Here is a 19,420-nt window from a genome sequence, read left to right as displayed (position 1 = left end):
GGAGTTTCATTCATCGGACTTCGCTTTCCGCTTGTCCCCGCTCTCTCGCGGCGACTCCGGAACTGTACGGGGACGGGCCCGCCACATGCAAATCGTCCCGCCCTGCTGGCGCAGGACGGGACGATCTGCGGTTCAGGGCCTCGCTCAGGCGCGGCCCATCTCCTCGGCGATGGCCGCCGCGAAGGCGTCGATGTCCGCCTCCGTGGTGTCGAAGGAACACATCCAGCGGACCTCGCCGGTGTGCTCGTTCCAGAAGTAGAAGCGGTAGCGCTTCTGCAGCCGCTCGCTCACCTCGCGCGGGAGGATCGCGAACACCGCGTTCGCCTGGACCGGGCGGACGACGGTCACGCCGTCGATCCCGCGGACGGCCGCTTCCAGGCGGGCGGCCATGGCGTTGGCGTGGCCGGCGTTGCGGAGGTAGAGGTCGCCCGAGAGCAGCGCCTCGAACTGGACCGAGACGAAGCGCATCTTCGACGCGAGCTGCATCGAGGTCTTGCGCAGGAACTTGATGTTCCGGACCTTCTCGGGGTTGAGCACGACCACGCACTCGCCGAACAGCAGGCCGTTCTTCGTACCGCCGAAGGACAGCACGTCGACGCCCACGTCCGTGGTGAAGGCGCGCAGCGGGACCCCGAGCGAGGCGGCCGCGTTGGCCAGGCGCGAGCCGTCCACGTGGACCAGCATGCCGAGCTGGTGCGCGTGGTCGACGATCGCCCGGATCTCCTCCACCGTGTAGAGGGTGCCGAGCTCGGTGCTCTGGGTGATCGAGACCGCGAGCGGCTGCGCGCGGTGCTCGTCGCCGTAGCCCCACGCCTGCTGGTCGATGAGCTCGGGGGTGAGCTTGCCGTCCGGGGTGGGGACGGTGAGCAGCTTGATGCCGCCCATCTTCTCCGGCGCGCCGCCCTCGTCCACGTTGATGTGGGCGGACTCGGCCGCGATCACCGCGCCCCAGCGCGGGAGCAGGGCCTGCAGGGCGACGACGTTGGCGCCGGTGCCGTTGAAGACGGGGTGGGCCTCCGCCTGGTCGCCGAAGTGGCGGCGGAAGACGTCCTGCAGGTGCGCGGTGTAGTCGTCCTCGCCGTAGGCGACCTGGTGGCCGCCGTTGGCGAGGGCTATCGCGGTGAGGATCTCGGGGTGCACGCCGGCGTAGTTGTCGCTGGCGAAGCCGCGGACGGCGGGGTCGTGCCGCCGTACCGCGTCCGTGCGGCCGGAGGGGTCGGTCGCGGAGATGTCGGTCATTGGGCTGTCAGCCACAGGTGCTGTCCGTTCAGTTCTTCTGCGGGGCGGTCCCAGAGGCCCGCCAGGTGTGCGGCGAGGTCGGCGGTGTCGGTGAAACCGGCGAACTTGGCGTCCGGCTTCTCGGCCCGCATCTCGGGACTGACCAGCGCCTTGATCACCAGGATGGCAGCCGCGGCGGTGGGCTTGCCGTCCTCGGCGGTGGTCTCCTTGCGGAAGGAGTCCGCCATGGCGAGCGTCCAGGCCTCGGTGGCGGCCTTGGCGGCGGCGTAGGCGGCGCCGCCCGCGGTGGGCTTGTGCGCGGCGGCGGCGGAGATCATCGCGTACCGGCCGGACTCGCTGCGGACCAGGGCGGGCTGGAACGCCAGCGAGGTGTGCTGGAGGGTGCGCACGACCGTGTCGTGCAGGAAGTCCCAGTCGTCGAGCCGGCTGTCGAAGAAGGTCTTGCTGCCGCGCCAGCCGCCGACGAGGTGGAACACGCCGTCGACGTGGCCGTGCTCGGCCTCCAGGTGGTCGGCCCAGTCGTGGACCTCCTGCGGGTCGAGGAGGTCGATGACCTGGCCGCTGATCCGGGCGCCGCGCACGGCGACGCGCACGGAGTCGAGCGCGGACTCCAGGCGCCGGGCGTCGATGTCGGCGCCGATGACGGTGGCGCCGTCGGCGGCGAGGCGGCGCAGCACGGCCTGGCCGGCCGGGCCGCTGGCTCCGGCGACGGCGATGACCTTGCCGGTCAGCGGGCCCTTGGGTGCGGTGGTCACGCGGCAGCTCCCTGCAGGCCGGCACCGGTGATGCCGGCGGTCGAGGCGATGACGCCGCCGAGCTTCTTCGAGAGGGCCTCGTAGAACATGCTCAGCGGGAACTCGTCGGGGAGCACAGCGTCGCACAGCGCCTTGTTGAGCGCCTTGCCGTCGGTGAGGTCGAACGGCAGCGCCTCGGTGCCCTTCGCCCAGGTGGAGGCCGGGTGCGGGGTGAGGTAGCGGGAGACCAGCTCGTAGGCGGCGATCCAGTGGGCCGGCTTGGGGCGGTCGATGCCGTCGCGGTAGAGGGTCTCGATCTCGGCGCAGAGCTCGTTGGTGACCTGCGGGGCGCGGTCCCAGTCGATGCTCAGGCGGTTGTCGCGCCAGCGCAGCGCGTCGTTCTTGTGCAGGTAGGCGAAGAGCAGCTGGCCGCCCATGCCGTCGTAGTTGCGTACGCGGTCGCCGCTGACCGGGAAGCGGAAGAGGCGGTCGAAGAGGATCGCGTACTGGACGTCGCGGGCGTGCTCGTTGCCCTCGGTCTCCAGCTTCACCGCCTCCTTGAAGGTGGTGAGGTCGCAGCGGAGCTCCTCCAGGCCGTACATCCAGAACGGGCTGCGCTGCTTGATCATGAAGGGGTCGAACGGCAGGTCGCCGTGGCTGTGGGTCCGGTCGTGGATGAGGTCCCAGAGCACGAAGGTCTGCTGCGAGCGCTCCTGGTCCTCCAGCAGGCTCGCGGCGTCGGCGGGGATGTCCAGGCCGAGCAGCTCGACGGCGTTGGTGGAGACGACGCGGAAGCGGGCGGCCTCGCGGTCGCAGAAGATACCGCCCCAGGTGAAACGTTCCGGCGCCTTGCGCACGGCCACGGTCTCGGGGAAGAGGACGGCGGAGTTGGTGTCGTAGCCGGCCGTGAAGTCGTTGAAGGTGATCGGCACGAACATCGGGTTGTCGAAGCGGGTGCGCTCCAGCTCGGCCAGCCACTCGGGCCACACGACGTTCAGCAGGACGGCCTCGAGGTTGCGGTCCGGGTTGCCGTTCTGGGTGTACATCGGGAAGACGACCAGGTGCTGCAGGCCGTCCTCGCGCTGGTCGGCGGGCTGGAAGGCGAGCAGCGAGTCCAGGAAGTCGGGCTCCCGGTAGCCGGTGTCGGCCCACTTGGCCAGGTCGGCGTCGACGGCGGCCAGGTAGACGGCGTCGTGCGGGAAGTGCGGGGCCAGCTCCGCGACCGCGGTGCGCACGGTCGCGACCAGCGGGTCGACGGTGTGGCGCTGCACGACGGACAGGTCGATGGAGCCGTCCTTGGACTGCAGGGGGCGCAGGGACTCGACGGCGTCCTTCAGACGCAGCCAGGCCGGGTGCTCGGCGAGGTTCTGGGCCGGGGCGTCGGCCGCCACAGCGAGCCTTGGCGAAAGATTCTGCATCGGGGACTCACTTCGACAGGAGGGTTTTCAACGAGACCACCATAAGTACGAAAGGTTCTTCTGTTCAAGGGGGGTCCTGGCGGCGGATCTTCGGTGAGCGGCGTCCCGGGCGCGTGTGGCGGGCGTGTGAACAGTCGGCGGGATCTTCCGGACAGCGCGGGGCGAAGCCTCCCAAGGCGACGATGCCGCGCGTGTCCGGGACCCGCCACCGGGGGAGGTTTCCCACCCGACCGGTCCGACCCCCCGCGCCCAGGAGCACCGCCATGCCCCTCCCCCGCACCTCCGCCGTCGCCGTCCTGCTCGCCGCGACCGTGCTGGCCGCGGTCACCGGCTGCGCCGCCGAGGAGCCCGCCGCCGGCCCGGCCGCGTCGGCCCCGAACGGCGCCGCCGACTGCGCGCCCGGCGCGCTGCCCACCCGGACGGCGGGGACGCTGGCCGTCGGCACGGACAAGCCCGCCTACGAGCCGTGGTTCTCGGACGACCGGCCGGAGAATGGCAAGGGCTTCGAGTCGGCGGTGGCGTACGCGGTCGCGGCGAAGCTGGGGTACCCGAAGGAGAAGGTGTCCTGGGTGGTCACCCCGTTCGGCAAGGCGACCGCGCCCGGCCCCAAGGAGTTCGACTTCGACGTCAACCAGGTGTCGATCAGCCCCGAACGCCGCCAGGCGGTGGACTTCTCCTCCGGCTACTACGACGTCCGGCAGGCGGTGATCGCGCTGAAGAGCTCCAAGGCCGCCTCGGCGCACAGCCTGGCCGACCTCAAGGGGGTCAAGCTCGGCGCCCAGGTCGGCACCACCAGCCTGGAGGCGATCACCGGCACCATCCGGCCGACGGCGCAGCCCGCCGTCTTCGACTCCAACGACCTCGCGAAGGCCGCGCTGCGCAACGGCCAGGTCGAGGCGCTGGTGGTGGACCTGCCGACGGCCTTCTACATCACCGGCGCGGAGGTGACGGAGGCCCAGGTGGTCGGCCAGCTGGCCGGGGCGGGCGGGGGCGAGCAGTTCGGGCTGGTGCTGGACAAGGGATCGCGGCTGACCGGCTGCGTCTCGGCCGCGGTGGACGCGCTGCGGGCGGACGGCACGCTGGCGGCGCTGGAGAAGGAGTGGCTCTCCGACGCCGTCGCCGCCCCCGTCCTCCCGTGAGCACCGGGGAGGCGGGCCCGTCGCTCGCCGAGGAGGCGGCCGGCCCGGCCGGGTACCGGCCCTCGGCGCGGCGGCTGGCCCACGAGGCCTACCGCCGCCGGCGCGCCCGCCGTTCGGCGCTGGTCGCCACCGCCTCGACCCTGGTGACGGCCGGTGCGGTGGTGGCGCTGGTGGTCGGCTCACCGGGCTGGCCGGCCGTGCGGCGGTCGTTCCTCAGCGCCGAGTACGCCCGGCAGGCGCTGCCCGAGGTGCTCAAGGGGCTGCGGATCAACCTGGAGCTGATGGCCGTCTGCGGGGTGCTGATCCTGGTGCTCGGCCTGCTGCTCGCGGCCCTGCGCACGCTGCGCGGGCCGGTCTTCCTGCCGGTGCGGCTGCTGGCCACCGCCTACGTGGACTTCTTCCTCGGCCTGCCGATGATCATCTGCCTGCTGGTGATGATCACCGGCGTCCCGGCGCTGCGGCTGACCGGGGTGACCACCGACCCGCTCTGGCTGGGCGGCGCGGCGCTGGTGCTGACCTACACGGCGTACGTCTCCGAGGTGTTCCGGGCCGGGATCGAGTCGGTGCACCCGGGGCAGCTGGCCGCCGCCCGCTCGCTGGGCCTGTCGCACGCCCAGGCGATGCGGTTCGTGGTGCTGCCTCAGGCGGTGCGCCGGGTGGTGCCGCCGCTGCTCAACAACCTGGTCAGCCTGCAGAAGGACACCGGTCTGGTGTCGATCGGCGGGGTGATCGACGCGGTGTACGCGGCGAAGATCATCAACGGCCGTTCGTTCAACTCCACGCCGTACCTGGTGGCGGCGCTCGTCTTCGTCGCGCTGACCATCCCGCTGACGCGGTTCACCGGCTGGCTGACCACCCGGATGAACCGCCGCCGAGACCAAGGAGGGGTGCCGTGACGGCCGATCCCGCCGGCCCCGGGCCGGTCCTGCGGCTGGAGGCCGTGCGCAAGGGCTTCGGAGCCGGTCCGCCGGTGCTCCGCGAGGTGGACCTCGCCGTCCCCGAGCACTCGGTGACGGCGCTGATCGGGGCGTCCGGCTCCGGCAAGTCGACCCTGCTGCGGTGCGTCAACCTGCTGGAGCGGATCGACGACGGGGCGGTCTTCCTGGACGGCGCCGAGATCACCGACCCGCGGGTGGACGAGGACGCCGTCCGGCGGCGGATCGGCGTGGTGTTCCAGTCCTACAACCTGTTCCCGCATCTGACGGTGCTGGAGAACGTGACGCTCGCCCCGCGCCGGGTGCACGGCGTGGCGCGCGGCGAGGCGCGGGAGCGGGCGCTGGAACTGCTGGACCGTCTGGGACTGGCCGCGAAGGCCGGGGAGTACCCGGACCGGCTCTCCGGCGGGCAGCAGCAGCGGGTGGCCATCGTGCGGGCGCTGGCCACCGGGCCCCGGCTGCTGCTGCTCGACGAGATCACCGCCGCACTGGACCCGGAACTGGTCGGCGAGGTGCTGGCGGTGGTGCGGGACCTCAAGGAGCAGGGGATGACGATGCTGCTCGCCACGCACGAGATGGGGTTCGCGCGCGAGGTCGCCGACCAGGTGTGCTTCCTGGACGGCGGGGTGGTGCTCGAACAGGGGCCGCCTGAGCAGCTGTTCGGGGACCCTCGGCAGGAGCGGACCCGGCGGTTCCTCAGCCGGGTGATCGCCTCCGGCCGGCTCGCCCCGTAGCGGCGGCCGGCCCGGCGGCCGAACGGCCGACGACGACCGGCCCGGCGGACGACGGGCGCTGACGGCCGGCCGCACCGCGCCCGTCACCACCATGCGCCCCCGTACGCGCCCTGCTGCGGGCCCCGGCGAGCGGCGACCGTGGACGGGACGCCCGTCCGCGCCGCCCGGGAGGCCGCCGTTGCACGGTCCGAACCTGGTCAGCTGGTTGCTCGCCGCCCTCACCGCGGCCTCCGGGGGCTACTGCCTCTCCCGGCTGCGCCGCGCCCCGTGCGCACCGGCCGAGGGGGCGGCCGGCCCCGCGCCGGACGCCGGGCCGCGGCGGCTGGGCGCCCACGAGTCGGACCTCGCCGAGGGACTGATGGGCTGCGGGATGGCGGCCATGGCGGTGACCGGGACGGCCGTGCCCGGCGAGGTGTGGGCCTGGGTGTACGGCCCGCCCGCCGTACTCCTGCTGCTCGCGGCCGTCCGCCGCCCGGCCCGGCGCGCGCACCGGCTGCACCACGCGGTCGGCGCACTGGCGATGACCTACATGGCGCTGGCGATGGCGGCCGGGCCCGGCCACGCCGGGCACCACGCGGCGGCGGGCTCGCCGGCGCTGACCGGCGCGCTGCTGGCCTATTTCGGCGGGTACGCGCTGTGGTCCGGCAGCCGGCTGCTGAGCGGGTCCGGCGGCACGGTGCCGGCGGCCGCGGCCGGACTGCCCCGGGCCTGCCGGCTGTCGGTGGTGATCGGCATGTTCGCCATGCTCCTGACCATGTAGCCGCGCCGCGACCGCCGCCCGGCCGCCGCGCGGGGCCACCGCGAACCCGCCACGCCGGAACACGGTCGTGGCGTTGGTCACGGGTGGCCGAAAGTCGTACCGCCCCGCCCCGGCAGCGCATAAGTTGGCGGGAAGCGCACTGTCGCGCTCCGTGCGTCCTCGGGGAGCCCATGCCATGACGGCCCTGCTCGGCCTGCTGCTGCTCGGACTGCTGCTCGCCACCGCCGCTCCCCGGCTGCTGACCCGGGCGCGCTGGGTGGAGCGCGAACCGGTGCTGGCGCTGCTGGTCTGGCAGTGCCTGGTGGTGGCCGTGCTGCTGTGCTGCGCGCTGAGCCTGGTGCTCGCCGCGATGGCCGCTCTGCCCGCCCTGCGCGGGGTGCTGTTCTCCTGCGCGCCGAACGGCGTCGAGGCCGCGTACGGGCTGCACAACGCGGAGGGCTGGGGCCGGCTCTGCGCGGCGGTCCTGGCGGCGGGCGGCCTGCAGACCCTGGTCGCGCTGACCCGCGAGGTCCGGACGGCGAAGGCGCTGCGCGCCCGGCGGCACGCCCAACTGGCAAAGCTGTCACCTCCGTTGCCGGAGTCGATCGAGCCGCCCTCGGGTCAGGGCGCCCGGCCGCGCCGGGAGCGGCTGGTGGTGCTGGAGAACGTCCGCCCGGAGGCCTGGTCGCTGCCCGGGAGCGACTCCCGGCTGGTGGTGACCACCGGGGCGATGCGTCAGCTGACCGACCGGGAGCTGGCGGCGGTTCTCAGCCACGAGCGCGGGCACGTCCGGGCCCGGCACCACTGGCTGGCGCAGGGCGCCCAGGCGCTCGCCTCCGGGTTCCCCGGGGTCGGGGTGTTCAGCGCCTTCCGGGACCAGGTGGGCGAGCTGGTGGAGCTGGCGGCGGACGACCGGGCGGCGCGCCGGCACGGGCGGCACACCACGGCCCTGGCGCTGGCCGAGATCAATCTGGGGCGCGGGGTCTTCGGCTCCTGCCCGCCGGGGCTGGCGCAGTCCCCGAGGCGGGTGGACCGGCTGCTGGCGGGGCGGCCGCGGCTGTCCGTGCCGAACCGGCTGCGGCTGACCCTGGCCGCCCTGGCGGCGCCCGCCGCGGTCGTCGTCCTGGCCGCGGCGCCGGGCCTGCTCGCCCTGCGCTGACCGGCGCGCACCGACCGACCCGCGCCGGCGGCGGCCCGCATGCTGGCGCGGGGTCAGTCCGGAATCGGTCCGCAGACGCCCGCCGGGTCCTCGGCCAGGGTGAGCGAGAGCACCTCGCGGTGCAGCGGGCGCGCCTCGACGTAGCGGCGGTGGCCCTCGTCGGTCAGCGCGACCTTGATGCCGCGCCGGTCCTCGGCGCACATCGCGCGGGTGACCAGCCCGGCCTTCTCCAACCGGCCGATCAGCCGGGACAGCGCGCTCTGGCTGAGGTGCACGGTGGGGGCGAGCTCCTGGACCCGCAGTCCGCCGCCGGTGCCGTCACAGCCCTCGACGAGGCGTTCCAGCACCTCGAACTCGCTCATGCCCAGGCCGTGTTTCTCCCCCAGCTCGCGGTCGAGCAGGCAGGAGGTCTGGGCATGGCGGGCCAGCAGGTCGCGCCACTGGGCGACCAGACCTGCCTCCGCCGGGGAGTCGAGTTCAGCCACCGCGCCACAGTATCACAGGCGGCAGCAACTTATGCGTTAACATCTTATTCACTTGCATTGAATGCACGTGCATGTAGTGTCTTGCGCCATGACCACAGCGACCGCCACGACACCCGACGCACCGTCAGCTGCCGGGGGCCACTGGACACCCCGCCTCTGGGGCACTCTGATCGTGCTCTGCGCCGCACTCTTCCTGGACGCCCTGGACGTCTCGATGGTCGGCATCGCCCTGCCCTCCATCGGCTCCGAACTGCACCTCTCCACCTCCACCCTGCAGTGGGTGGTCTCCGGCTACGTGCTCGGCTACGGCGGCCTGCTGCTGCTCGGCGGCCGCACCGCCGACCTGCTCGGCCGGCGCCGGGTCTTCCTCGCCGCACTCGCCGTCTTCGCCGCCGCCTCCCTGCTCGGCGGCCTGGTCGACGACGGCGGCCTGCTGATCGCCACCCGCTTCCTCAAGGGCGTCGCGGCCGCCTTCACCGCTCCGGCCGGCCTGTCGATCATCACCACGACGTTCCCCGAGGGCCCGGCCCGCAACCGGGCGCTGTCGATCTACGCCACCTGCGGCGCCAGCGGCTTCTCGCTCGGCCTGGTGCTCAGCGGGCTGCTCACCTCGGTCGGCTGGCGCTGGACCTTCCTGATGCCGGTCCCGATCGCGCTGATCGCGCTGGCCTTCGCCGTCCGGCTGCTCCCCCGCCCGGTCGAGGAGAAGCCGCACGGCCGCTACGACGTGCTCGGCGCCGTCACCGGCACCACCGCCGTCCTGCTGCTGGTCTTCACCGCCACCGAGGCGCAGGGCGCGGGCTGGCTCAGCGCGCGCACCCTGGGCTCGCTCGCCGCCGTGGTGCTGCTCGTCGCGACCTTCCTCGTCGTCGAGAGCCGCACCGCGCACCCGCTGGTGCGGCTCGGCATCTTCCGCAACGGCGCGGTCGCCCGGGCCAATGTGATCGCCTTCGCGATGGCCGGCTCGTACGGCGGCTTCCAGTTCGTGGTCACGCTCTACCTCCAGAACCTGCTCGGCTGGTCGGCCCTGACGATGGCGCTCGCGCTGCTCCCGACCGGTGCGATGGTCGCCCTCTCGGCGCCGTTCATGGGCCCGGTGGTGGACCGCTTCGGCACCGGCCGGCTGATGCCGATCGGCCTGCTTGGCCTGGCCGGCGCGTTCGCCCTGTTCATGCGGCTGGACGAGCACGGCTCCTACCCGGCACTGGTGCTGCCGTCGATCATCCTGCTCGGCGTCGGCTTCGCGCTGGTCTTCCCCTCGGTGAACATCGCCGCCACCGACGGGGTGGCCGACGACGAGCAGGGGCTCGCCTCCGGGCTGGTGAACACCGCGGTCCAGGTGGGCACCGCGGTCGTCCTGGCCGGCGCCACCGCGATCATCACCGCCGGCGCCGACGGCGGCACCACCGCGCAGGCCCAGCTGGACGGCTACCGGCCCGCGCTGCTCTTCGTCACCGGGGTCGCGCTGGTCGGCCTGGTGATCGCCGTGGCCGGTGCCGTGCTCGATCGGCGGAAGAAGGCAACTCCGGTGCGCGTTCCGGATTATGATTATCCGTCAGTAAGCCGGGAAGACCTGGCTGAGCGGCGCGACGAGGTCCTCAGCAAGAACTGATCCACGAACGCCGGACGACGGCGGGCGCCCCTCGGCCGAAGGGGCCCGGCGCCGGAGTCCGACCCTCGTCGACGGACCGGGCGCCGGCTCTACCAAACCCCCGTGTTGGTAGGGCCGGCGCCTCCGTACGGACCGGACAGGGCCACCCGGCCAAGGGCCGGCCGCCGCGGTTCGGTCGCCGGCCCGGCCAGTATATTGGCCGCCAGCCAACGAACGTACGGAGCAGACACGATGGCACCTCGCGGGGATTCGGTCAATGAGGAGATGCGGCAGCGCTCCCGGCGACGCATCATGAGGGCCACCGTCGAACTGGTCGACCTTCGCGGATACGCCGGTACCACGCTGACCGACATCGCCGAGCGGGCCGGACTCGCCCGCGGGCTGCTGTCCTACTACTTCGACGGCAAGCGGCTGCTGATGCAGTCCGCGACCCACCGGATGATGCACCAGTCGCTCTCCGCCGCACTCGACGAGCTGGCCCCCGACGCGGGCCCGGAGGCCCGGCTGGCCCGGGCCATCGACGCGGTGCTCGGCCTGGCCATGGACCACCCGCGGGTGATGCGCTCGCACCTCGCGCTGATCCTCGACCCGGACGCCGGCGCGTTCGTCCAGGACCCGGAGCAGCAGCAGCTCGGCGCCATCATCCAGGAGCTGCTGCGCGACTGGGGCGCGCCCGACCCGGCGGCCGAGCACGCGGTGCTGCGCAGCGCGCTGATGGGCGGCTGCATAGGCGTGCTGCTGCCCGGGGCGGAGCTTCCGCTGGCCCCGATCCGCGCCGACCTGTTCCGTCGCTACGACCTGCCCTGGCGGCTGGGCCGCCCGCCGCAGCCCCTCCCGCCGGAGCGGGAGCGGCCGCCGGCCCGCGGCTGACCCGCGGCGGCCGGCGGCCGCTCCTGCGTCGTGCTCCGGTCTCCCGGCGGCCTCCCGGCTCCCGCTCAGCGCTCCTTCAGGATCGAGGCCAGCAGGTCGATGGTCCGCTCGGGCGTGAGGCTGTCCACGCAGAGCCGCTCCATGACCTGGATGTAGGCGTCGACGTCGTCGCGCTTGTCCAGGTACAGCGCGCTGGTCAGCTGCTCCAGGTAGACCACGTCGGCGAGGTCCTGCTCGGGGAACCGCAGGATGGTGAACGCACCGGACTCACCCGCGTGCGCGCCGAAGCGGAACGGCATGACCTGGATGACCACGTTGGCCTGCTCGGCAGCGTCGATCAGGTACTGGACCTGGCCGCGCATCACCTTGGGCCCGCCGACCGGCCGGCGCAGCGCGGCCTCGTCGATGACCGCCCAGAGCCGCGGGCTGTTGCCCTCGGTGAGCAGCTTCTGGCGGCGCATGCGCAGGCTGACCCGGCGCTCCACCTCCTCCTCGCTGATCACCGGCCGACTCTGGCCGAAAACCGCCCGTGCGTACTCCTCGGACTGGAGCAGGCCGGGGACGAACTGGACCTCGTAGGTACGGATCAGGGCAGCGGCCTCCTCCAGGCCGACATAGGTCTGGAACCAGCCCGGCAGGACGTCGTTGAAGCTGTGCCACCAGCCCGACTTGTTCGCCTCGCGGACCAGGCCGAGCAGTGCCTCGCGTTCGAGGCCGTCGTCCACGCCGTAGAGGCTGAGCAGGTCGGCGACATCACGTTCCTTGAAGCTGACGCGGCCGAGTTCCATGCGGCTGATCTTGGACTCGGAGGCGCGAATCGCGTAGCCCGCATCCTCGCGGGTGATGCCGCGCGTCTCGCGGAGCCGGCGCAGCTGGGAGCCGAGGAGGATCCGGCGGACCATCGAGCCGCCGCCCGGCTGAACTGTGGTCATGCGGTCCTAACCTCCACCTAGGGCAAACAGCGCACAGTCTGCCATCAGTTGAGCGCTCACGGTGCCGATACTGACGGATGTTCCTATCAGTTCTGCACTCCACACACCAGGATGCACGTGCATCCGGCGCTTGCATATGCCATTTGAACGACTGCACGTGAATCGACTCTTGCATCTGCAGTGAGCGCAGAGCACGATGGTGCACGTGCACCTGCACATCCCTGGCAATCCCGCGGGCTCCGCGTCGACCCCACGCGCGATTCCGTGCACCGGCCCGGCAGCGCCCCCGCGCCTCCGGGCCCTCGTGCGCGCGCGCCGTCGGGTCGAGGGGCGGCCGCGCGGCCGAGCGAGTCGGAGGTGACCGGCATGACCCCGGCGGGTCCAGCCGTGTCCGCCCCCTTATGGGAGGAGCTCTTCATGAGCACCGGAACGGCTTTGGCAGTCGACCCCCATGTGGTCACCTGTACGCTCGCTCCCCGCTATGAGGCTGTCAGAACCGCGCGCGACTTCGCCAGGACCGCCCTGCAGCGGTGGGGGCTGGGCGAGCTCTTCGACGATGTCGCGCTGGTGGCCTCGGAGCTGGTGACCAACGCGCTGCGGCACGCGATCGGCGCGTGTCCCACCGCGGCGGACGACTACGACTTTCCCATGCAACCGACGATGGAGAGCCGGCTGCCGATCCGAATAAGCCTCGTGCACCGCGCGCCCCAAGTGGTCTGCGCGGTGAGCGACCCCAGCAACATCGGCCCGGTGGCCCGGGAGGCGGACTTCGTGGCGGAGTCCGGCCGGGGCCTGCACCTGGTCGACTCGTTCAGCCGTTCCTGGGGCTGGCACCCGCTGGGCGGCGGCAAGGTCGTCTGGGCGCTGTTCGAGGCGGAGGAGGCGCAGCGGACGGCTCCGGCCCCGGTGGCCGAGTTCGGCGGACGGCACCGGCGCTCGGCCTGACCGGTCGGCGGACGGCGGACGGCGAGCGACGCACGGGCGGTGACGCACCGACGGCACACGTCCGACGGCGCGCTCCCGAGGAACCACCACAGCACGGCGAACGACACCCCGGCACGGCGACCGGCGGCCCTCGGGCAGCGGGCACCGGCAGCCCCCGGCGGTGGCGCCCCTCCGATCCGCGTGCGGCGGCTCGGCACGGCGGCGGAGCGGGAGCCGCGGCGTTCCCGGCGCGTTCAGGAGCGGGGGCCCGGGCGGCGCCCGCGGACCCGGGGAACCCGGACGGCGAGGCCCCGGGCGGGTATCCGGACAAAGACAAAGGCCGTCGTGGTGTCAGCACCCACGACGGCCCCCCGATGGTGAAGCCGGCGGCCGGTCAGACCGCCAGGTGGTCGAACTCCCCGTCCTTCGCCCCCAGGAGCAGTGCGGCGATCTCGGCCCGGGTGTAGATGAGGGCCGGACCGTCCGGGAAGCGCGAGTTGCGCATCGCCACCTCGCCGCCCGGAAGGGCGGCGAACTCGACGCAGTTGCCCTGGGAGTTGCTGTGCAGGCTCTTCTGCCAGACCACGCCCTCAAGGTCGGTAGCGGCCATCCCGTTGTACGTGTCGTACGCGTTGTACGTGTCGTGCGTGTCGTGCATAGAAATCTCCCGAAGAGCTCCGGAGTGGGTCGTTCAGCTCGGCGCCCCGGCCCCAGCCGAACGGACGGACCGGCCCCGTACCGGCCCGGCACACCGCCTCACTTGACGTGATGATAGCTCCAGTGCACGTGCATCAGCACGGGACGTTGCAGGTGCACGGCCTTTTCGACACCGAACCGGAACTCATCACGAGGCACCCGCCTGACGGTACGTAAACGGACATAAGAGATGGAATCGACCGACCGCCGATGACCGCCCGTAGGCGACCACCCGCCGATTGTTGATCTTCGGACGCCGGGAGTCGCCCTTTCGTGACCCTCCGTCAGGCCGCCCGCGCGCTGTGAGACATCTCACGCACGGAGGCGGCAACGCGGTTCCCGTTCCGGCGCATCTGAGCGGGTACCGGGAGAACTGCCGACCCGGGGCCGGTTATGTCCGCTTTTCGCGGCGGCCGTCCCGCCCGGTTCGGTAGCCGACTGCGGACCGGGCGGGCCGATGTCCTACGATCTCCGCCATGAGCACCGCAGCCATCCCGGGCGCGCCACTGCCCGTCCGCACTCCAGGCTCCCGTGCGCGGGGGCGCCACCGCCGTCCCGAGCGCCCCGAGATCCCGGCCGGTTCCCCGGCCCTGCTGCTCGCCGTCCCCGCGGCCGCCGGACCGGAATCCCGGCCCGTCGTCGAGGAGCTGCTGTCCATCGTCCGCAGCGAGCAGAACGGTGTGCGCACCGCCGCCGGCTACCTGCCCTCCGGCGACGGCGAGGCGAACGGCGAGCGCACCGTCGCCGAGCTGCTGGCCGAGGCGGCCGAGGCCGGCCTGCCGGTGCCGGTCGTGGTGCCGCTGGTACCCGGCCCGCACGACTTCCTCCCCGGACTGCACGCGCTCGCCGCCCAGTACGGCGCCCCCGTCACCGACGCGCTGGGCCCGCACCCGCTGCTCGCCGAGGGCGTCCACGTCCGTCTCTCCGAGGCCGGGCTGGCCCGCGCCGACCGGGCCCGGCTGTTCGCCATCGCGACCGCCGCCGACGGCGTGGTGCTCACCACCGTCGGCGGGCAGGCCTCGGCCGACGCCGCCGGCATCACCGGCATGCTGCTGGCCGCCCGGCTCGCCGTGCCGGTCGTCGCCGCCGCGCTGGACGTGCCCGGCTCGGTCGCCGACGCCGTCGCCCACCTCAAGGAGATGGGCGCCCAGAACCCGGCGCTCGCCCCGCTGGTGATCGGCCCTGAGGCGGACGCCGAGCTGCTCGCCGCGGCCGCCGAGGAGTCCGGCTGCCCGTCGGCCGCGCCGCTGGGCGCCTACCAGGCGGTGGGCCAGCTGGTCGCCTCCACCTACCTGGCCGCGCTGCCGGCCGTCGGCCCCGAGGCCGCGGCCGACGAGGCCGGCGCCGAGGAGCAGGACGGCCCGCGCGCCGCCGGCCGGCACGCCGCGCAGTAGGACCTCAGGACCTGAGTACCTCAGTACCTCGGTAGGGAGGGCCCGGAACGGACGCACCGTTTCGGGCCCTTCTCGCGCCGTCTACCGCCCCACCCGGGTGGTGGCCGCCGCGGCGTCCTTCAGCTTCAGCGCGGGCACCTGCACCGGCCGCGACTGGCCGGCCAGGGTGGGCACCGAAGCCGCGGCGGCGTTCCACTGCGGCTGGGCGGTGCCCTCCTCGCCCGCCCGGCGCACCTGGAGCACCTCGGTGGACCCGGCCCGGCGCAGCAGGATGTTCTTGGGCGGACCCGCCTCCGGGTCCAGCCAGAGCTCGTTTCCGCCGAACTCGCAGTCCAGCACCAGCACGTCGTCCGGTTCGCCGTCGGCCCCGGCGCGGAACGCGATCCCGGCCCGGCGGTAGCCGGTGAAGCGGCAGCGGCCGAAGGTCACCGACTCCCCCGCGAGTTCGTGCCGGGCGGTGGAGACCGCGAAGTCGCTGCGCCCGGCCGCGTCGATCAGCAGTCCGTCGAAGACGGTCCCCTTGTCCCGGCCGAGCGAGTGCAGCGCCACGCCCCCGCCCGCGTTGCCGTAGAGCACGCTCGCGGTGTAGTCGAAGTCGTTGAGGTAGGCGCCGTGCTCGATGCCCCAGCCGCCGTTGTGGTAGGCGGCGAACTCGGTGACCACGTGGTGGTGCTTGGCGTTGAGCCAGACGAAGATGCCGTCCTGCAGGTTGTTGTGGGCCAGGCAGCGCTGGAAGGTCCAGACGCCCTCGCTGTTCTCCGGCCACTCGAAGCCGGAGGCGCCGTTGGCGCCCTGCACGCCGACCGCCACGCAGTCCAGCGCCTTGCCGCCGGTGCCGGCGCCGAGGTTGAAGCCGGTCAGCCGGTAGGCGCGGGGATTGGGTTCGAGCAGGGTGCGGGAGGCGACGCAGGACTCGTAGACGATGTCGTCGGAGGGCTGCTGGGGGGTGCGGGTGTCCAGCGGCCCGTCCCACCAGTAGGCGTCCTCCCACGTCTCGTGGCTGATGCAGCTGCGGAAGGTGATGCCGTGGCTGGCGTGGGGAACGTACGCGTGGCTGCCGGCGTCACGGACCACGACCCCCTCGACGACGGTGCCGCGGGCGGCGTCGCCGAGCCGGTGGAAGTGCAGCCCGTAGCGGCCGAGCACCGGCTCGGTGACCGGGGCGGCGCCGTCCGGGCCCTTCCAGGTCTCCTTGGTGTCGGCGCGCGGGCCGACCCAGCGCAGCGCGGTGTGCCGGACGTCGGCGCGCCGGGAGCTGGTGAGGTGGACGTGGGTGCGGCCCTTGGCGCTGCCCTCGACCCGGACGCTGCGGGTCAGGTTGAGCACCTCGGCGCCGACGGTGACGCCCCCTCCGGCGGCGACCCGGGGGTGGGCGTGGCGCAGCGGGGCCTCCAGGGTGACGGCGGCTCCGCTGACGGACCGGATGGTGACGAGGTCGTAGCGGGCGGCGAAGCCCTCCTGGTCCGGCGGGCCGGTCGGGGTGACGGCGAGTTCGTCGCCGGGCAGCCAGCCGGCGGGCGGGGCGGCCAGGTTGACGACGGTGTCGCCGGCCTTGAGCTCGCGCTCGGCACGGACCCAGGCGGTCTTGGCCGCGCCGTCCAGCCGCAGGTGGCCGGCGCCGGTGACCCAGAGGCCGACGTCGGTGTCGACCACCTTCATGCCGTCGCCCTGGAAGCGCTTCTCGTCGACGCCCGGGAAGCGCAGGGTGTGGACGTGGCCGCCGTCGGGGGCGAGCGCGAGGGCGCCGCGGATCTCGACGTTGCCGGCGGCGGCGAGGGTGAGGGTGCGGTCGGCGGCGAAGGTCAGCGCACCGCCCGGCTCGACCAGCAGGGAGCCGATCTCGGCGTCGGTGTCGAGCAGGACCCGGTCGGTGATCCGCACGGCGCTGCGCGGCCCCGGCGGGCTGCCGCCCCAGCCGGCCCGGTCGGACCAGCGGCGGCCGCCCTGGTCGACGGTGGGCGCGGGGGCGGGCTGCTCGGGGGCGCCGCCCGGGGCGCCGGTGCCCTCCGGCGGGGCGCCGCCGTGGCCGCCGTCGGGCCCCATCGGGCCGACGGCCTCGGTCGGGGTCGTCCCGATCACGGCGGCCGGGGTGATCAGCCGGGTCTCGCCGGTCAGCGAGCGGCGCAGGATCTCCTCGCCGCTGATCGCCGCGAAGGCGGTGCCGACGGCCAGCCAGCGCAGGAGTGCCCGGCGGGTCAAGTGAGTTCGGGACGGTTCGGGTGGGATGTCCACTCTGCGGTGCTTTGCCCGGCGATGTGCTCCGGTCGGCCGGGCGGCCGGACGGGAGGCGTCCGGCTCCTCGTCGATGCCCATCGGTGCGTAGCCCTCTCCCCAGACGGCTGCGGCTCGCCGGCGTCCTGCCGACGCTCTGAAGCATAGGCAGTTGCATTGACGGCGACCGGCGTTGCGGGAAATCGGTCATTTCTGATCATGAAGGACAGCCACTCAGCACGCATTTCGCAAACCGTGACGAGCGTCACACATGTTTGCGGTTTGAACGCGCCTCTGCTTAACGTGCTCCCCGTTCGTGGCCACACGAACCCAGCACGTCCGCGACGCCGAGTCCTGCCGTCGGGCGCGCTGGCAGCGCAATGCACCACGGCAGGAGCGGGGGAACCACAGGTAGTTCGCCCAGGACCGGTCCACGGACCGGCCCCGGGCTAGGGGTGAAGCCGCGTCCACAGCGCGGCCGGGCAACTCCAGCCCGAATCCGACAGCTCACCTCGCAGGCGTGGGAGAGGACCGCGTCTTCATGCTGCCCACCAACGGCACCCGACTGTCCGGCCGTACCCGTCGCGCGATCGCCACCCTCGGCGTCGCGGGCATCGGTCTCACCATCCCCTGCCTGACCACCGGCACCGCCTCCGCCGCCTCCGTCGCCACCTGGGACAAGGTCGCCCAGTGCGAGAGCGGCGGCAACTGGAGCATCAACACCGGCAACGGCTTCTACGGCGGGCTCCAGTTCACCAACTCCACCTGGTCCGCGTTCGGCGGCACCGCGTACGCCGCGCGTGCCGACCTCGCCACCAAGGACCAGCAGATCGCGACCGCCGAGAAGGTCCTGGCCGTCCAGGGCCCCGGCGCCTGGCCGGTCTGCTCGGTCCAGGCCGGTCTGACCAAGGGCGGCACCCCGGCCGCGGTGGACACCTCCGCCGCCAAGCCGGCCGCGCAGACCCCGGCCCCGGCCCAGACCCCGGCCGCCAAGCCCGCCGCCAAGCCGCAGACCCCGGCCCCGGCCGCCAAGCCCGCCACCGAGCCGCAGACCCCCGCCCCGGCCGCCTCCGGCACCGCCGCCGCCCCGCAGCAGCGCCAGGACGGCGGGCAGTGGCGCCAGCAGGCCGGCCAGCAGGCCACCCAGGACTACACCGTGGCCGCCGGCGACTGGCTGTCCAGCATCGCCGACGAGCACCAGGTCCAGGGCGGCTGGCAGCGCCTGTACGAGCTCAACCGCGCCACCCTGACCGACGGCCCGCACACCATCTACCCGGGCCAGCACCTGACCCTCGGTGAGCGCCAGGGCTTCGACTGGTTCAACCGCGCCCAGGGCGGCGCGCAGGGCGGGACCCAGGCCCCGGCCGCCCCGGCCCAGTCCCAGGCCCCGGCCGCCAAGCCGGCGAGCAAGCCCGCCGCGCAGGCCGAGACCCCGGCCCCGACCGCCACCGGCAGCATGGCCGCCGCCGTCGCCTTCGCCCAGTCGAAGGTCGGCCAGGCCTACGTCTACGGCGGCACCGGCAACGGCGGCTGGGACTGCTCCGGCCTGACCCAGGCCGCGCTGCGCGCCGCGGGCGTCTCCGTCCCGCGCGTCGCCGCCGACCAGGCCGCCGCGTCCACCCACGTCTCGCTGGACGCCCTCAAGGCGGGCGACCTGCTGTTCTGGTCCAACAACGGCAAGGACTCCGGCGTCTACCACGTCGCCCTCTACATCGGCGACGGCAAGTACGTCGAGGCCGCCAACCCGAGCTCGGGCGTGCGCCTCCAGACGATCGCCAACTGGGCCCCGGACTTCGCCGGCCGGGTCTGATCCCGTCACACCGCAGCCCCCGGGGAGAGTCCGGTCGCTCCTCCCCGGGGGCTGCGGCGTGCCCGGAGGGCCATGGCCAAACCGGGACCGCAGCGGGCATGCTGCTGCCCTGCACCCGAGAAGGAGTCACCATGGCCCAGGTCACCGTCTCGCTCGACGCCAACCTCGCGATCGACGTGATGATGCTGTCCGGCACCAAGAGCCCGCAGGACGCCGTCGAACTGATCCTCCGCGACTACCTGGAGCGGGGCCGACGCACCGAGAGCCGCACCGGCGACGCCGCCGACGGCCACCGGGTCTCCCAGGACCGCCCGACCGCCCAGGAGGGCTGAGCGCGGAAACGCCGGAGCGGCCCGGGACCACACCGCTCCCGGGCCGCTCCGGCGTTC

General features: G+C 73.4%; 18 protein-coding genes and 1 riboswitch. Of the genes, 11 read left to right on the top strand and 7 right to left on the bottom strand.

What is annotated here, in order from left to right; genetic code table 11:
• Positions 1–144: 144 nt before the first annotated feature.
• Genes ACFVFS_RS11215 through ACFVFS_RS11205 form a run of 3 tightly spaced genes read right to left on the bottom strand, consistent with a single transcriptional unit; the run spans position 145 to position 3,391 of the window.
• Positions 145–1,239: a threonine aldolase family protein gene (locus ACFVFS_RS11215; RefSeq protein ID WP_380622617.1), complete on the bottom strand. Its 1,095-nt coding sequence runs from the start codon at positions 1,237–1,239 to the stop codon at positions 145–147.
• Positions 1,236–1,994: an SDR family NAD(P)-dependent oxidoreductase gene (locus tag ACFVFS_RS11210; protein WP_376098493.1), complete on the bottom strand. Its 759-nt coding sequence runs from the start codon at positions 1,992–1,994 to the stop codon at positions 1,236–1,238. The genes ACFVFS_RS11215 and ACFVFS_RS11210 overlap by 4 nt, the downstream gene beginning before the upstream one ends.
• On the bottom strand, positions 1,991–3,391 hold the full coding sequence (locus ACFVFS_RS11205) for a DUF6421 family protein (RefSeq protein ID WP_380622595.1): 1,401 nt from the start codon (positions 3,389–3,391) through the stop codon (positions 1,991–1,993). Before ACFVFS_RS11205 ends, ACFVFS_RS11210 begins: the two co-directional genes overlap by 4 nt.
• A 263-nt stretch (positions 3,392–3,654) precedes the next feature.
• On the opposite strand from ACFVFS_RS11205, the gene ACFVFS_RS11200 reads away from it, so the two are divergent.
• From ACFVFS_RS11200 to ACFVFS_RS11180, 5 genes are all read left to right on the top strand, one after another.
• Positions 3,655–4,530, top strand: coding sequence for an ABC transporter substrate-binding protein (locus ACFVFS_RS11200; protein ID WP_380622593.1), 876 nt, complete (start codon positions 3,655–3,657; stop codon positions 4,528–4,530).
• Entirely contained in the window at positions 4,527–5,426 is a 900-nt protein-coding gene (locus ACFVFS_RS11195) for an amino acid ABC transporter permease (RefSeq protein WP_380622591.1), read from the top strand. Before ACFVFS_RS11200 ends, ACFVFS_RS11195 begins: the two co-directional genes overlap by 4 nt.
• Positions 5,423–6,199 carry an amino acid ABC transporter ATP-binding protein gene (locus ACFVFS_RS11190; RefSeq protein WP_380622589.1) on the top strand — a complete coding sequence of 259 codons (777 nt, stop codon included), beginning with the start codon at positions 5,423–5,425 and terminating at the stop codon, positions 6,197–6,199. The genes ACFVFS_RS11195 and ACFVFS_RS11190 overlap by 4 nt, the downstream gene beginning before the upstream one ends.
• Positions 6,200–6,377: 178 nt before the next feature.
• Positions 6,378–6,959, top strand: a complete 582-nt coding sequence (locus ACFVFS_RS11185) for a DUF5134 domain-containing protein (protein ID WP_380622587.1) — start codon at positions 6,378–6,380, stop codon at positions 6,957–6,959.
• 175 nt (positions 6,960–7,134) lie between these two features.
• A complete protein-coding gene (locus ACFVFS_RS11180; protein WP_380622585.1) occupies positions 7,135–8,097 on the top strand; it encodes a M56 family metallopeptidase in 963 nt (320 codons plus the stop codon).
• Positions 8,098–8,150: 53 nt separating this feature from the next.
• Here the strand turns inward: ACFVFS_RS11180 and ACFVFS_RS11175 are convergent, their stop codons facing one another.
• Positions 8,151–8,582, bottom strand: coding sequence for a MarR family winged helix-turn-helix transcriptional regulator (locus ACFVFS_RS11175; RefSeq protein ID WP_380622583.1), 432 nt, complete (start codon positions 8,580–8,582; stop codon positions 8,151–8,153).
• Positions 8,583–8,670: 88 nt separating this feature from the next.
• Here ACFVFS_RS11175 and ACFVFS_RS11170 point away from each other — a divergent pair, with 88 nt between their 5' ends.
• Positions 8,671–10,194: an MFS transporter gene (locus ACFVFS_RS11170; RefSeq protein WP_380622581.1), complete on the top strand. Its 1,524-nt coding sequence runs from the start codon at positions 8,671–8,673 to the stop codon at positions 10,192–10,194.
• Positions 10,195–10,458: 264 nt separating this feature from the next.
• Entirely contained in the window at positions 10,459–11,064 is a 606-nt protein-coding gene (locus ACFVFS_RS11165) for a TetR/AcrR family transcriptional regulator (RefSeq protein ID WP_380622579.1), read from the top strand.
• Between the two features lie 65 nt (positions 11,065–11,129).
• Here ACFVFS_RS11165 and ACFVFS_RS11160 read toward each other — a convergent pair whose 3' ends face one another.
• Complete coding sequence (locus tag ACFVFS_RS11160; protein WP_350542546.1) at positions 11,130–11,996, bottom strand: helix-turn-helix transcriptional regulator; 867 nt, start codon at positions 11,994–11,996, stop codon at positions 11,130–11,132.
• A 417-nt stretch (positions 11,997–12,413) separates the two neighbouring features.
• Here ACFVFS_RS11160 and ACFVFS_RS11155 point away from each other — a divergent pair, with 417 nt between their 5' ends.
• Positions 12,414–12,941, top strand: coding sequence for an ATP-binding protein (locus ACFVFS_RS11155; protein WP_380622577.1), 528 nt, complete (start codon positions 12,414–12,416; stop codon positions 12,939–12,941).
• Between the two features lie 373 nt (positions 12,942–13,314).
• On the opposite strand, the gene ACFVFS_RS11150 is transcribed toward ACFVFS_RS11155, so the two are convergent.
• Positions 13,315–13,578, bottom strand: a complete 264-nt coding sequence (locus ACFVFS_RS11150) for a DUF397 domain-containing protein (protein ID WP_380622575.1) — start codon at positions 13,576–13,578, stop codon at positions 13,315–13,317.
• Positions 13,579–14,092: 514 nt separating this feature from the next.
• Between ACFVFS_RS11150 and ACFVFS_RS11145 the strand changes: the two genes are divergently transcribed.
• Positions 14,093–15,010 (top strand): hypothetical protein, encoded by a 918-nt coding sequence (locus ACFVFS_RS11145; protein WP_380622573.1) that lies wholly within the window; start codon positions 14,093–14,095, stop codon positions 15,008–15,010.
• 81 nt (positions 15,011–15,091) lie between these two features.
• Here the strand turns inward: ACFVFS_RS11145 and ACFVFS_RS11140 are convergent, their stop codons facing one another.
• The gene (locus ACFVFS_RS11140; RefSeq protein WP_380622572.1) at positions 15,092–17,209 is read right to left on the bottom strand and encodes a hypothetical protein; all 2,118 of its coding nucleotides are present in this window, start codon (positions 17,207–17,209) and stop codon (positions 15,092–15,094) included.
• 347 nt (positions 17,210–17,556) lie between these two features.
• Positions 17,557–17,755, top strand: a riboswitch (cyclic di-AMP (ydaO/yuaA leader).
• On the opposite strand from ACFVFS_RS11140, the gene ACFVFS_RS11135 reads away from it, so the two are divergent.
• Positions 17,742–19,031, top strand: coding sequence for a transglycosylase family protein (locus tag ACFVFS_RS11135; RefSeq protein WP_380622570.1), 1,290 nt, complete (start codon positions 17,742–17,744; stop codon positions 19,029–19,031). (Overlaps the previous riboswitch by 14 nt.)
• 131 nt (positions 19,032–19,162) lie before the next feature.
• Positions 19,163–19,363 (top strand): hypothetical protein, encoded by a 201-nt coding sequence (locus ACFVFS_RS11130; protein WP_380622568.1) that lies wholly within the window; start codon positions 19,163–19,165, stop codon positions 19,361–19,363.
• Positions 19,364–19,420 lie beyond the last annotated feature (57 nt).

The sequence above is a fragment of the Kitasatospora sp. NPDC057692 genome, from assembly GCF_042799475.1.
Lineage (GTDB): Bacteria > Actinomycetota > Actinomycetes > Streptomycetales > Streptomycetaceae > Kitasatospora.
The sequence above is the reverse complement of the archived record's forward strand: the minus strand, read 5'-3'. Positions and strand labels throughout refer to the sequence as shown.

Coding starts and splice junctions, on each gene's coding strand:
- ACFVFS_RS11215 (WP_380622617.1), bottom strand. CDS start 1,239: ATGACCGACATCTCCGCGACCGACCCCTCCGGCCGCACGGACGCGGTA.
- ACFVFS_RS11205 (WP_380622595.1), bottom strand. CDS start 3,391: ATGCAGAATCTTTCGCCAAGGCTCGCTGTGGCGGCCGACGCCCCGGCC.
- ACFVFS_RS11200 (WP_380622593.1), top strand. CDS start 3,655: ATGCCCCTCCCCCGCACCTCCGCCGTCGCCGTCCTGCTCGCCGCGACC.
- ACFVFS_RS11180 (WP_380622585.1), top strand. CDS start 7,135: ATGACGGCCCTGCTCGGCCTGCTGCTGCTCGGACTGCTGCTCGCCACC.
- ACFVFS_RS11170 (WP_380622581.1), top strand. CDS start 8,671: ATGACCACAGCGACCGCCACGACACCCGACGCACCGTCAGCTGCCGGG.
- ACFVFS_RS11165 (WP_380622579.1), top strand. CDS start 10,459: ATGCGGCAGCGCTCCCGGCGACGCATCATGAGGGCCACCGTCGAACTG.
- ACFVFS_RS11160 (WP_350542546.1), bottom strand. CDS start 11,996: ATGACCACAGTTCAGCCGGGCGGCGGCTCGATGGTCCGCCGGATCCTC.
- ACFVFS_RS11155 (WP_380622577.1), top strand. CDS start 12,414: ATGAGCACCGGAACGGCTTTGGCAGTCGACCCCCATGTGGTCACCTGT.
- ACFVFS_RS11150 (WP_380622575.1), bottom strand. CDS start 13,578: ATGCACGACACGCACGACACGTACAACGCGTACGACACGTACAACGGG.
- ACFVFS_RS11145 (WP_380622573.1), top strand. CDS start 14,093: ATGAGCACCGCAGCCATCCCGGGCGCGCCACTGCCCGTCCGCACTCCA.
- ACFVFS_RS11130 (WP_380622568.1), top strand. CDS start 19,163: ATGGCCCAGGTCACCGTCTCGCTCGACGCCAACCTCGCGATCGACGTG.